The 12,761-nt window shown below is 44.2% G+C and carries 12 protein-coding genes; 4 read left to right on the top strand and 8 right to left on the bottom strand.

From position 1 onward, the window contains the following. Nucleotides 1–46 precede the first annotated feature (46 nt). A complete protein-coding gene (gene dtd / locus AC4CUX_RS06490) occupies nt 47–487 on the bottom strand; it encodes a D-aminoacyl-tRNA deacylase (protein ID WP_126034778.1) in 441 nt (146 codons plus the stop codon). A 300-nt stretch (nt 488–787) separates the two neighbouring features. Between dtd and pncB the strand changes: the two genes are divergently transcribed. The 3 genes from pncB to asd all read left to right on the top strand — a co-directional run bounded on the left by pncB (nt 788) and on the right by asd (nt 3,860). After that, nucleotides 788–1,999, top strand: coding sequence for a nicotinate phosphoribosyltransferase (gene pncB, locus AC4CUX_RS06485; RefSeq protein WP_201952936.1), 1,212 nt, complete (start codon nt 788–790; stop codon nt 1,997–1,999). Nucleotides 2,000–2,163: 164 nt separating this feature from the next. After that, the gene (locus tag AC4CUX_RS06480) at nt 2,164–3,012 is read left to right on the top strand and encodes a sulfurtransferase (protein WP_201952934.1); all 849 of its coding nucleotides are present in this window, start codon (nt 2,164–2,166) and stop codon (nt 3,010–3,012) included. Next, complete coding sequence (gene asd, locus AC4CUX_RS06475) at nt 3,009–3,860, top strand: archaetidylserine decarboxylase (RefSeq protein WP_062031857.1); 852 nt, start codon at nt 3,009–3,011, stop codon at nt 3,858–3,860. The genes AC4CUX_RS06480 and asd overlap by 4 nt, the downstream gene beginning before the upstream one ends. A gap of 95 nt (nt 3,861–3,955) precedes the next feature. On the opposite strand, the gene phoR is transcribed toward asd, so the two are convergent. The 3 genes from phoR to AC4CUX_RS06460 all read right to left on the bottom strand — a co-directional run bounded on the left by phoR (nt 3,956) and on the right by AC4CUX_RS06460 (nt 6,947). Next, a complete protein-coding gene (gene phoR, locus AC4CUX_RS06470; protein ID WP_004691795.1) occupies nt 3,956–5,314 on the bottom strand; it encodes a phosphate regulon sensor histidine kinase PhoR in 1,359 nt (452 codons plus the stop codon). 9 nt (nt 5,315–5,323) lie between these two features. Then, the gene (gene phoB, locus AC4CUX_RS06465) at nt 5,324–6,034 is read right to left on the bottom strand and encodes a phosphate regulon transcriptional regulator PhoB (protein ID WP_004691794.1); all 711 of its coding nucleotides are present in this window, start codon (nt 6,032–6,034) and stop codon (nt 5,324–5,326) included. A gap of 214 nt (nt 6,035–6,248) precedes the next feature. Further along, nucleotides 6,249–6,947 carry a TetR/AcrR family transcriptional regulator gene (locus AC4CUX_RS06460; RefSeq protein ID WP_063454377.1) on the bottom strand — a complete coding sequence of 233 codons (699 nt, stop codon included), beginning with the start codon at nt 6,945–6,947 and terminating at the stop codon, nt 6,249–6,251. Between the two features lie 203 nt (nt 6,948–7,150). Here AC4CUX_RS06460 and AC4CUX_RS06455 point away from each other — a divergent pair, with 203 nt between their 5' ends. Then, a complete protein-coding gene (locus AC4CUX_RS06455) occupies nt 7,151–7,990 on the top strand; it encodes an SDR family NAD(P)-dependent oxidoreductase (RefSeq protein ID WP_201952931.1) in 840 nt (279 codons plus the stop codon). A gap of 99 nt (nt 7,991–8,089) precedes the next feature. Here the strand turns inward: AC4CUX_RS06455 and AC4CUX_RS06450 are convergent, their stop codons facing one another. The 4 genes from AC4CUX_RS06450 to AC4CUX_RS06435 all read right to left on the bottom strand — a co-directional run bounded on the left by AC4CUX_RS06450 (nt 8,090) and on the right by AC4CUX_RS06435 (nt 12,745). Beyond that, on the bottom strand, nt 8,090–9,457 hold the full coding sequence (locus tag AC4CUX_RS06450; protein WP_183173450.1) for an MATE family efflux transporter: 1,368 nt from the start codon (nt 9,455–9,457) through the stop codon (nt 8,090–8,092). Between the two features lie 124 nt (nt 9,458–9,581). Further along, nucleotides 9,582–10,739 (bottom strand): methionine aminotransferase, encoded by a 1,158-nt coding sequence (locus AC4CUX_RS06445; RefSeq protein ID WP_201952928.1) that lies wholly within the window; start codon nt 10,737–10,739, stop codon nt 9,582–9,584. 112 nt (nt 10,740–10,851) lie between these two features. Then, nucleotides 10,852–12,159 (bottom strand): DUF445 domain-containing protein, encoded by a 1,308-nt coding sequence (locus AC4CUX_RS06440; RefSeq protein ID WP_201952925.1) that lies wholly within the window; start codon nt 12,157–12,159, stop codon nt 10,852–10,854. 16 nt (nt 12,160–12,175) lie between these two features. Next, nucleotides 12,176–12,745, bottom strand: coding sequence for a CC0125/CC1285 family lipoprotein (locus AC4CUX_RS06435; RefSeq protein ID WP_058951504.1), 570 nt, complete (start codon nt 12,743–12,745; stop codon nt 12,176–12,178). Nucleotides 12,746–12,761 lie beyond the last annotated feature (16 nt).

Genomic DNA, 12,761 nt, shown 5'->3' with positions numbered 1-12,761 from the left:
AGTGAACAGCATTGCTCCATCGAGGGCTTTTTTATGCGTGATGTTTTTATTCGACTTCTAAATTGAAAGTTACGGGCCCATCATTGACCAAATGTACTTTCATGTCGGCAGCAAAAATACCGGTTTGCACATGTTCAAACTGGGTCTTGGTATATTCAACCAGTTGTTCGTATAAGGCCTCGGCATCATTCGGTGGCATGGCTGGTCCAAAGTCAGGACGTAAGCCTTTCTGGGTGTGCGCCATCAAGGTAAATTGAGAAACCAGAAGAATTCCACCACCAGCTTGGCTGACATTCCAGCCCATTTTGCCTTGTTCGTCGTCAAAAAAACGATACTTTAAAATTTTATCGATCAGTTTTTTGCCTTTGTCTAAAGTGTCTTCTTTCCCAAGACCTAAGAAAACCAAGATACCGTGTTGAATTTCGCCTGTGGTTTCACCATCGACCACCACTTTGGCTTCGAGAACGCGTTGTAATAAGGCCCGCATGACTGATTCTATCTACCATTTGATTGTGCAGACTGAAATTGTAGCAAACCAAGTGCCGCACAGGAGAGATATCGATTGAAAAAACAAGGCAATTACGTTGATATTCATTGCAAGGTTTAAGGAAAAGAGCATAAGCTAAGAGCGATAACAGCAAAGACAGCAACAGTTGGATTCTGAATCAAGAGAAACAAGGATCTATCGAGTAATTGGTCGAATAGCAAGACCGAATTACCAAAACATGGCTATGCAGTTTAAAAAAATGTGCTTTAATGCAATAAGTTGCTAAAAACCGAAAATGATATGTCTGCCATCATCCAATCCTTATTAGATACTGATCTGTACAAATTTACGATGCTACAGGTGGTCCTGCATAAGTTTCCCCAAGCGCATAGTGTGTACCAGTTCCGTTGTCGCAATTTGGATGACACGGTCTATCCTTTGGTCGACATTCTCGATGATTTAAATCACCAATTAGATTTGCTCTGCCAATTACGTTTTCAAGACGATGAGCTGCAATACCTGCGTGGTTTGCGCTTTATCAAAAGTGATTTTGTCGATTATTTAGAATTGTTTCAGCTCAAACGCCGTTTTATTGTGGCCAGTATTGATCACCAAGGCCGTTTAGACATTCGAATTGAAGGGCCGATGGTTCAAGCCATGATGTTTGAAATCTTTGTGCTTGCCATCGTCAATGAGTTGTATTTCCGCCGTATTCGAAGCGAAGAGGTGATGGCTGAAGGTGAACGTCGATTACAGGCCAAAGTGGCTTTATTAAAACACTATGAAACATCGCAAACGCCAAATGATCCCCCATTTTTAGTTTCTGACTTTGGTACGCGTCGCCGCTATAGTCTGGCTTGGCAAAAACATGTGATTGAAGAGTTTAATCAAGCTGCACCGCATATTTTCCGTGGCACCAGTAATGTCTTAATTGCGAAGCAATTGGGCCTAACCCCGATTGGCACCATGGCGCATGAATTCCTACAAGCATTCCAAGCGCTGGATGTACGTTTACGTAATTTCCAAAAATCAGCACTGGAAACGTGGGTACAAGAGTACCGCGGTGATTTAGGTATTGCCTTGACGGATGTGGTGGGGATGGACGCATTCCTACGTGATTTTGATTTGTATTTTGCCAAACTGTTCGATGGTTTGCGTCATGACAGTGGCGACCCTTATGAATGGGGCGATAAAGCCTATGCTCACTATAAAAAGCTGAAAATTGACAGTAAAACCAAAATGCTAACGTTTAGTGATGGACTGAATTTAGAGAAAGCGTGGGACCTGCACAACTATTTCAAAGACCGTTTCCAAGTCAGTTTTGGAATTGGTACCAATTTGACCAATGACATGGGACAAACACCATTAAATATTGTGCTTAAATTGGTCGAGTGTAATGGCCAGTCAGTTGCGAAAATCTCGGACAGTCCAGGTAAAACCATGACGGATAACGACACCTTTTTAGCGTATTTACGTCAGGTTTTTGAGATTGCTGAAGCAGAAGCCAATTAATCCAAAATATAGGCAATGCCAGAATCCGTTCTGGCATGGTTGTATTCAAAAACTGATGAATAGTGATATCTATAATTCTGCTAAAAGAATGCAAAAAAATCAGAATAATTGTAAAAATGAGTTGTGCTAAGATCAAAGCATGATCTGAAAAAATACGAAATAATATGACACATTCTGCCTTTGATTTTGGCTTGTTGATAGACGCAGAGCAGTTGGTTCCGCATTTAGGGAATGACAAATTACGCATCGTCGATTTAAGTCGAGCTTCAGTCTATGACCAATTGCATATTCCACATGCTTTACATTTAAAGCCAAAATTTTTGGTGCGCCAAGATGAACAAGCCACCGGTCTACTTCCTGATGTGGAAGGTTTACAAGAGCTGATTCGTTATTTGAATATTTCACCTGAGCATCATGTGGTGGTTTACGATGATGAAGGTGGCGCATGGGCAGGGCGTTTGATTTGGAATTTACACTGCTTAGGTTTTGAAAATACCAGCTTGCTGAATGGTGGAATTCATGTATGGCTTGCAGCAGGACTTCCAACCACTTCCGAAGTGGAGCAGTTTGAACCTGTCAGTGCTTTAGTACAGGTCGATCAAGCCAAAATACAGCAGTATCGAATTGAATATGCTGAGTTATTAGAGAAAGTTCAAAGCAGCCAAGTCCAACTTTGGGACTGCCGAACAGAAGATGAATATACGGGCCTGCGTCTTGCAGCGCGACGCGGCGGTCACATTCCAAATGCACTACATTTTGAATGGAGTACTGCCCTTAACCGTGAAAATCATTTAAGATTGCACCCTTTAGAACGCACGCAGCAACGCTTAGAGCAATTGGGTTTTAACTTAAATGAACCTGTGGTGGTGTATTGTCAGTCACATCACCGTTCAGGACTGGCTTATATTTTAGGTCGTTTATTGGGTTGGAATATTCAGGCGTATGACGGTGCGTGGAGTGAATGGGGCAACCGCCTCGACAGTCCTATCATTACCGGAGAGATGCCGTCTTGAGCCTCACATCACGCTTAAAAAAACAAATTTTCATTCAAGCTCAACGTGTTGTACCCCAACATCAGTTATCACGTGTCGTGGGCAGAGTCGCAGCCAGCGAAAATCCGATTGTGAAAAATGCGGTCATCACCGCGTTTAAAGCGCAGTACGGCATTGATATGTCGATTGCTGAGCAGAGCAATGCACTGAAGTTTAAGTCCTTTAATGAATTCTTTACCCGTGCATTAAAAGAGGGTGTACGTGATATTGATACCGATGCGACCAGTATTGTATCGCCTGCGGATGGTGCGATTTCACAGTTGGGTCCAATTGTGGAAGGTGATATTTTCCAAGCCAAAGGACAAAAATTCACCGTTGATAATTTAATTGCAGATCCGCAATTGGCTGAACCGTTTAAAAATGGTCAGTTTGCAACGGTGTATTTATCGCCTAAAGATTATCACCGTGTGCATATGCCATTTGCAGGCACATTGACGGAAACCTTATATGTGCCGGGTGAATTGTTCTCGGTCAATCAAACCACTGCTGAAAACATTCCAGGCCTATTTGCCCGCAATGAACGTATGGTTTGTTTATTTGATACAGAAATCGGCCGTATGGCCGTAGTTCTCGTTGGCGCTATGATTGTGGCGGGGATTGAAACGGTTGCAACAGGAAAAGTGAAACCGACTGGCCGTTTAGAATTAAATCAGCATAATTTATTCTTGGACAAAGGTGCTGAACTCGGTCGTTTCTACCTAGGCTCAACTGCTGTGGTACTGTTTGAAAAAGACAAAATGACGTGGGATGCAGCCTTTAAAGCCAACTCGACTGTGGTGATGGGTGAAGCGATGGGACATACAGTTTAATCGTTTCAGCTCTCGGTCACCGTCCTTGTTAAAGGGACGTTGAGAGACAAAAAAGCACCGATATCGGTGCTTTTTTCATGCTTTTGAAGAAAGGCTTATTCAGGATTATAGGTGCGTTCTTTGGGGAAAATCACTTTAAAAATAGAGCCTTGATTTTCTTTAGATTCAATTTCTAAATGTGCTTGGTGTTGCATTAACACATGTTTCACAATTGCTAGCCCTAAGCCTGTGCCACCTGTTTGTCGACTGCGCGCGCTGTCGACACGGTAGAAGCGTTCGGTTAAACGGGGCAGGTGCTTAGGATCAATGCCTATACCAGTATCTTCCACAGTAAAATAAGCCTGTTCACCATTGTCATGCCAACCCATGGTCACCGTTCCACCTTTCGGCGTGTATTTGATGGCATTGGTAATCAGATTACTAAAAGCGCTGGCTAACTCCATATCTGAACCGATTAAGTCGCAGTGACTGTCGATATCGAGATTGAGCGTATGCCCATAATCAATATTATAGGCATGCGCATCGTCATAAAGTTGGTTCATTAAGCTAGGCATATCAATGATTTGATTTTTAGCAATTTGCTTGTCATTTTCTAGGCGTGACAGTAATAGCAAATCATTCACCAAGGCATTCATGCGTTTGGCCTGTGCCTGCATTTGGTCAAAGGCCCGCTTCCAACGTGGGTTGAGGTCTTCTTGGTCTGTAAAGGTTTCAATATAACCACTGAGTACTGTGAGCGGTGTGCGTAGTTCATGTGAAATGTTATCGACAAAGTCTTTACGCATTTGTTCGAGATTGTGCATGCGGGTCACGTCATAGGCGACTAGTAAGCGACTTTCACCCCCAAATCGGGTCATTTTGACTTGAACATAATGTTCATCAAAACTGGATGACTTCATTTTTAAGCCATCTGGTGCCGCATCAATATTATTGTAATAATCCACAAAACTCGGTTGGCGTAATAAAGTCAAAATATTACGGCCACGGTCATTTTGTTCGATGCCTAATAACCGTTCTGCGGCAGGGTTCCACCATTCAATTTGTTGCATGTCATCGATCAGCACCACGGCTTCTTGCAAAGCGACCAATGATGACTGTGCCCGATCAATCAACCCGACCATTTCCGCTTGTACAATCCGTTCTTGGCGCTGTGCACGATAAACATTGAACAATAATGCCCCCCAAATGCCCCCCAGGTTGGGTGGAACTTCGTAGGGACGATTGGAAATCCAGTCATTGACCAAATACAAAGAGCGCATTTGCAGAATGAAAAAAACGGCAAAGGCAAAGGAAATACACGTCCAAAAATAACCAACGCCAAAACCAATCAAGCTTGCAATCAGCAAGAAAAAGGCAAGGAGACGTAAGTCCTGTTTGGCAAAGCCCCATAAACTGCTGTATCGCGTTTTTTTATGCTCGCGCGCAAGTTCAGGGACCGGGTAGGGTTCATACATAAAACAAAATTAACCTAGGGCGATATCCGCACGTGTAGAGAATCGATAGCCTGTACCCCGAACTGTTTGCACAAAACGATCTGCAGCATAAGGCTCAAGCACTTTACGTAAACGGCGAATATGCACGTCGATGGTACGGTCTTCAATATACACGTTTCCGCCCCAGACTTGGTCAAGAAGTTGTGCACGGGTGTAGGCACGCTCAGGATGGGTCATGAAGAAGGCCAATAAACGATACTCGGTTGGCCCCATATCGAGGAAATTATTGCCAAAGCTGACCCGTTGGCTGACAGGGTCTAAGATTAAACCATTGGCATCAATCGATTTTTCACCGCTGAGCGCATTAGCGCGGCGTAAAACAGCTTTAATGCGTGAAACCAATTCACGGGTCGAAAACGGTTTGGTCATGTAGTCATCTGCACCAGCATCCAGACCTTGCACTTTATGGTCTTCTTCACCACGTGCCGTGAGCATAATCACTGGAATTTCAGAGAGATTTTCATCGCGCTTGAGACGACGACATAAGTCTACACCACTGACGCCACCAGGCATCATCCAGTCGAGCAAGATCAAAGCAGGGCGCTGATCCACAATCATTTGGTGGGCTTGTTTTGCATCTTCTGCTTGTAAGCATTGAAAGCCTGCCATATCCAACGAGGTGTGAATCATTTCTCGAATGGGAAGTTCATCATCGACGATTAAAATGTAGTCATCTTTCACAACGCAATATCCTATTGTAGGTAACGGCAGGCCGTTTTAATTTTATGACAGGCTTATTACAAAGATTAATTATGACAGTATCATTGCAAAAAACAGACGATTGATGAAATTTGCAAAAAAATGTGACAAAAAATCGTCATATTGGGATTCAAAATTAATGGAAGTTTAATCTAAATTGCATTCGGAAATGCCGATTGCATCCAAGTGAAAAGTCTTAGACATCCAATTTTGCCCGTGTATTGGGATCTGAAAAGGTTTCTAGAAGTGAAATAAACACAATACGGCTCGAGGATAAAACCTCTTCAAAGGATTGTTTAAACCCACTGACCACCCAACGGATCGCAATTTGTGTGACATAGCCATTGAGGCCTGTGGCAACCAGCGAAATTTCTCGTTCGGACCGGTTAATTTGCGGCATCATCAACATCACAAAGGCTTGAATCATGCGGTCAAAACGGGTCATGGTTTCATGAATGGTGGCTTGGTTATGTAATTCTTGGACCAACATTGCATCGATATAAATAATACGCGCCATGCGGGGATTATCTTTTAAGGTGGTGAGCAGGGCACGCAGTCCAGCATCAATCATTTTGTGTGGATCTGAAGAGGCTTGCATAATGGCTTGCATGACATTGTGCTGTAACTCATCGATCAGCTTTAAAAAAATGGTTTGAAATAGTTGCTCACTTTTTTTAAACGACTCATAAAAATAACGTTCAGTAAGTTTAGCTTCATTACAAATATCTTTCACCGTCACGGCAAAAAAGCCGTGAGTGCCGTAGGCTTCAATTCCTGCTTCAATGAGTTTTTCACGACGCAGCTGTTTACGTTCAGAAAGCGATAAGCCCTTGAATTGTCTTTCTTTGGTTTTATTGTTATCGCTGTTTTGTTGTACTGGTTCAGATGCCGTCATCAGATTTCATCGCCCTATTTTAAAGCCAAGGTTTTGCATAGTTTAGCAATAAACCACGACTCTACCTATGCGTAGGCTTTAATCTCTATGTGGTTTTCATGGACTTGACACTTTTGGCTATTAAATTTATGACAATTGATATTGTCAATTATAAAAAAAGCATCTACAGTCGATGTACAAAGATAAAGGACAACCACAATTTCATGAAGAATTTTAAAAATAAAGTCGCGGCAATTACAGGTGCAGGATCGGGTATTGGACAACAATTGGCACTTTTATTGGCCAAGGCGGGCTGTCATGTATCATTGAGTGATGTCAATGAACAAGGGTTGGCGAAAACAGTTGAACTGCTACAAGGCAGCAATGTACGTGTCACCACGAAAAAATTAGACGTCTCAGACCGCTTAGCGATGCAAGCGTGGGCTGAAGAAACCATACAAAATCATGGTTCTGTGAATATGATTTTTAATAATGCTGGCGTTGCTTTGGGTTCAACCGTAGAAGGTGCATCCTATGAAGAGCTGGAATGGATCGTGGGGATTAATTTCTGGGGTGTGGTCTATGGCACCAAAGAGTTTCTGCCTTATATTAAGAAAACAGGCGATGGGCATATCATCAATATTTCCAGCTTATTTGGTCTAACGGCTCAACCGACTCAATCTGCTTACAATGCTACTAAATTTGCGGTGCGTGGCTTTACCGAGTCATTACGCCAAGAGTTAGATATGGAAAACTCTGGTGTGAGCGCGTTGTGCGTGCATCCGGGTGGGATTCGAACCAATATTGCCAATGCTGCCAAAGTGAATGACAGCTTGCGTAGCATTGGGATGAACCCTGAGAAATCTGCTCAGACCTTTAATAAATTATTACGCTGTCCACCTGAAGAAGCAGCGCGTCAAATTTTAGAGGCGGTACAAAAAGACAAGCGCCGTTTATTGATTGGCAATGATGCGAAAACGCTAGATTTGATTCAGCGCATCTTACCAACGGGCTACCAAAAAGTGACGGCTTTTGCGACTAAATTAAGCCAAAGAAAGTCTTAATGTCGTGATGTAAAAAAACCCGCCTTGGCGGGTTTTTTTATGCTTAATTTTAAAGAGTGTCATGATCAAAAACGTGTTCTATCAAATATCTGTTTAGCTTTAAATGAGCGTTTCAATGGTCTTTTTCTTCCAAACAAATTGATAATAAAGCCCCTGCATAATGCATAAGCTGACAAAGGCCAGTGCATAAGCATACCAAATCCCTTGCAGTCCCCACCATTCACTAAATAAGTAGGCACAGGGCACTTCAATCGCAATAATCGCAACGATATTGATGATCATGGGCATGGTGACTGTACCACTGGCCCGCATAATGGAGGCAAAAATGGCACTGGCACCAAAGAATAAAATAGACCACAGCACAATGAACAACAGCTGTTGCCCTAGCTCAACCACTGCATGGTCCGTGATAAACAGTGCCATGAGGTATTTGGAGAAAAGATAAGCCAAGACCACCAAAGAGCCCGTAATGATAATGTTCATGCCGAGCGCGGTACGTGTGACTTTGGCCAATAACTCGGACTTGCCTGCGCCAATGGCTTGTGCACCAAAAATCGATGCAGCAATGGCAATCGACAGGGCGGGGAATTGAATATAATTCAGAACCTGATTGACCGCACCATAGGCTGCGGTCGCATCGGCCCCATGGCGGTTGACTAGGCCCACAATCACAAGACCCGCAACCGAGGTGGTGATCATTTGAATGCCTGTTGGAACCCCTAAGCGCAGAATAATTTTACTCAGCTGGCGGTCAAAGCGAATATGACGTAGCAGTTGTGCATCGAGTCTGAGTGGGTGCTGTTTATAGTTCAAATAGAAATACAAAAAGGTCAGCACGGAAACAAAGCCTAAAATGGTCGCAATAGCAGGCGCAACAATCCCCAGTTTTGGAAAGCCGAAATAACCCGCAATCAGAACTGGCGTGACACAAAGCCCAATCAAGATGGTCATGCCAGAGGCAATCAGAGGCGTCGTACTGTCTCCGACACCGCGTAAAATTGAGGTATAAATAATATATACAAACAGTAGGGGACTACCTGCCAACATCCATTGCACATAAGGTAACGAGAGATGCATGACGTCTTCATCGATACCCAAAGCCGATAAAATTGGTCGCGCAAAAATCACCCCTAAAAATGCAATAAAGCTGCCACCAATGAGAGTCATAAAAATAGTGGAGCCGACCACCGCACGGACTTTTTCAATATTCTGTGCACCCCATGCTTGGCCAACCAAGACGGTAGAACCCGCAGATAGTCCAATTACGAAGGCCATTAAACAAAACAGGATGGGGAAGAACACTGCAACCGCTGCAATCGCCTGCACCCCCATCATCTGTCCGACAAATATGGTATTAATCGTACCCGACAGATTTTGCAGAATATTGGTGGCAATCAAAGGCATCAGGAAAATAAAAAAGGCTTTCCATAACTTTTGCTGTTGCACCAATGGGGTGTGTGCTGACATAAGTCATCCTGAGGTTATTTTTATTACATTTCTAAGGCTTACCCTAGCATAGTTCAGTGTTGAAAAGCCGATGTATTTCAGTAAGCGAAGCCTGTTCTTGTGCAAAAACAAAGCTGAAAAAAATTTATACGCTTTGCAAAATTTCAGTTGCCTGAGCTAAGGTTTGATCGGTCTTGGCAAAGCAAAAACGAATCATGCGCAAAGCCTCTGGTGCCTGCTGATAAAACACGGAAACAGGAATGCCAACAATGCCATGCTGCTCTGCCAGAAAGCGGCAAAATTCAACATCGTTTAAATCGGGACGAATGTGGCTGTAGTCGACATTTTGAAAGTAAGTGCCTTGCGAAGGCAGCCATTGAAAGCGTGAACCGGTTAAACCCTCAATAAAACGATCGCGTTTTGCTTGATAAAAGCCCGCTAAGTTTTGAATATGCTCAGGATGTTGCTGCATATAATTGGCTAACGCCAGTTGTACCGGGGTGACTCCGCAGAAGTTGGCAAACTGATAGACCTGACGGAACAGTTGCATCAGCGCAGGTGTAGCAACGCAGTAGCCCGTTTTCCAACCCGTCACATGAAAGGTTTTGCCAAAGGACCCCACCACTACACTACGCTCACGCAGTTCAGGAAAAGACAAAGCCGAATAGTGACGTTGACCATCAAATACTAGATGTTCATAGACTTCATCAGACAGGACTAAAATATTGGTGTCGCGAATCAGTTCAATCAGGGTGAGCCAACCTTGCTTGCTCCAAATGGCACCACTCGGATTGTGTGGCGTGTTGATAATGATCAGCTTAGTTTTGGCTGTGATGGCCGATTTGACCTGCTCCCAATCGACCGAAAAATGCGGTGCTTGGAGCGCAATATGAATGGCTTTACCCCCGACCAAAGCCACACTTGGCGCATAGCTGTCATAACTGGGGTCAAAAATGATGACTTCATCGCCCGCATGGACTACGGCTTGAATGGTGGCAAAAAGGCCAATGGTTGCACCTGGGGTAATGGTAATTTCAGTCATCGGGTCGAGCTGAATCTGATCGCGTTGTGCAAATTGCTGCGCCAGTTGCTCGCGTAATAACCAGACCCCATTGCCTGGAGCATACTGATTGAAACCACTTTGAGTGGCCTGTGCTAAAGCATCCAGCAGTTCAGCGGGGGCTTCGAAGTCTGGAAAACCTTGGGATAGATTTAGGGCATTTAAGCGCTGTGCCATGGCAGTCATGGTGCTGAAAATAGTGACGCCTTGTGCAGGCAGTTTAGATGAAGGCAACTGAATCATGAATGCTTAAAAGTGTCTAAATATCAGCCCAAAATAGCATATTCATCCCCTTTTACTTATGCAAATTTTGCATGTAGGGCAGGGGTAAAGTATGCATTTTTGTGGATTGCTTTTATAAGAGCAGTTCAACTGCCGCGCGAATAATCCCCAGTGCTAAGCCAATAAATGCACCGACTACCACACCATTGACCCGAATCATATGCAAGTCGCCACCGACTTCATTTTCGATCTTGTCAATCATTACACTGGAGTCCCATTCGTGAATACGTTCACTGATAAAACGAATGACTTTTTCGCTGTATTGGTCACTGAGATTGACCGCAATGCCGCTGAGGCGTTGATTAAGCAAGTCTCTGACGGCTTGATTGGAGATGATGTTTTCCCCGATTTGTTGAATGGATACACGGATGTTGTGAGCAATGCCAGAGTCTGGTTTTTGTAAGTCTTGTTTAATGGCATCACATAAAATGACCACTGCACCGCTAATAAAATTCAGCACTTGTGGGCTATCTAGCAAGGCATCTTTGGTTTGGTTTAAACGCTGGCTGGCTTTACTGTCGGTGTCTGCCAGTTCGAGCATGAGCGCGTGCCCCATCGCTTCAATTTTTTGACGCCACGGATGCTCAGGATCGGCCAACATCGACTCGACTCGTTGAATGAGTGAGTCGATGGTTCTTTGCTGCACATCGATGCCAATCCAACTGGCTCCTTTGGCCAGTTTCCAGACACCGAGTTCTTTGAACAAGGTTCGGGTCAACTCACGACTTTGTTCAGGGTGTTGGGTCATCCAGTCATGCGCCAAGTCGAGTCCGCGTTGTAATACATCTTGATGGAAATCATTTTCTAGCACTGCACGCAGCATTTCACTAGCCAAATGATTGACCTGAGTGTTGCGCACCCACTGCACGCTGTTACTTTGAATAAAGCGTCCGATTTGTTCTTGGCCCACAAACTCAAAGACTTTAGGCACCGTTTGTTGAATGACTTGGGTGACTTGCAGATTGTTTTGTGGGTTGGCAAGCCATTGGCCAACCGCCAAAGACAGATCGGTACTTTGCAGGCTTTTTTCCACCACTTGTGGAGAAAGAAAATTCTCTTGTACAAAGCGGCCCATAGACTCTGCAATACGGTCTTTGTTACGGGGAATAATTTCGGTGTGATCGCGTAAAAACTTTGGAATCGGCATTTTTCCAAAGGGATTACGGAACAGCACAGTAATGGCATACCAGTCAGCCAAGCCGCCGACCACACCTGCTTCGGCGGATAACATTAAAATATGAATGATCCAAACCTTGTCTGTGGGGACAAACTTGGCAACGACCATCAGCAGCAGCCATGTCACCACTGCTGTGATTAGGGCAATGGTGGCAAAACGTTTGCTGCGTTTCAGACTCGATGGGACGGTTTGAGGCTCATTCATAGGCAGGCTCTATGCTTTATTTGCTGGTCGACGCTGGACTGCTGGGTTCAGGCGGTGGGAGCACTTCACCAGTTGGACTCAAACCATATTTTCCACCCAGCGATTTTAAAATCAGCGTGGCATCAAAGGCATCGCTTGGTGCCGATTTTTGGTCTTTAAAGCATTGAATGCTGTATGACACTTGTACGGGGTCAATGTCGACTACACGTGGTACATCGTAGAACGGATCAGGCCAAAAGGCTGGATGGCGAGAATAATAACCATATGGATAATAAGGCATTGGGTTTGAATACACCACGGCCTGCCTTGGTGGTTGGTTTTGGTTGCTCGGATCATTCAGCACTTTAAAGAAGCGATAACCATTTTGCACCGTCGTTTGCGCGGCTTTGACCAAGGTAATTTCTTCAGCCGTGCCATAGCTCATATTTGGACGCGCTTGGAAGCTGATGCGATAAGTCGAAGTGTTTAAAGGCGTATTACTAAACCGACCTAACTGGTCGAAGGTTAAGGGCTTTGAGGGGGTAGAGGCACAGCCTACTAAACTCAGACCCGTCGCCAGTGCACAGGCGATTAAAATTTTCTTCATGAGATAGACTCCTTAG

This window comes from Acinetobacter sp. 231_lipA, from assembly GCF_058243005.1.
Note: the sequence above shows the minus strand (reverse complement) of the source record. Positions and strands in the feature narration are given on the sequence as shown.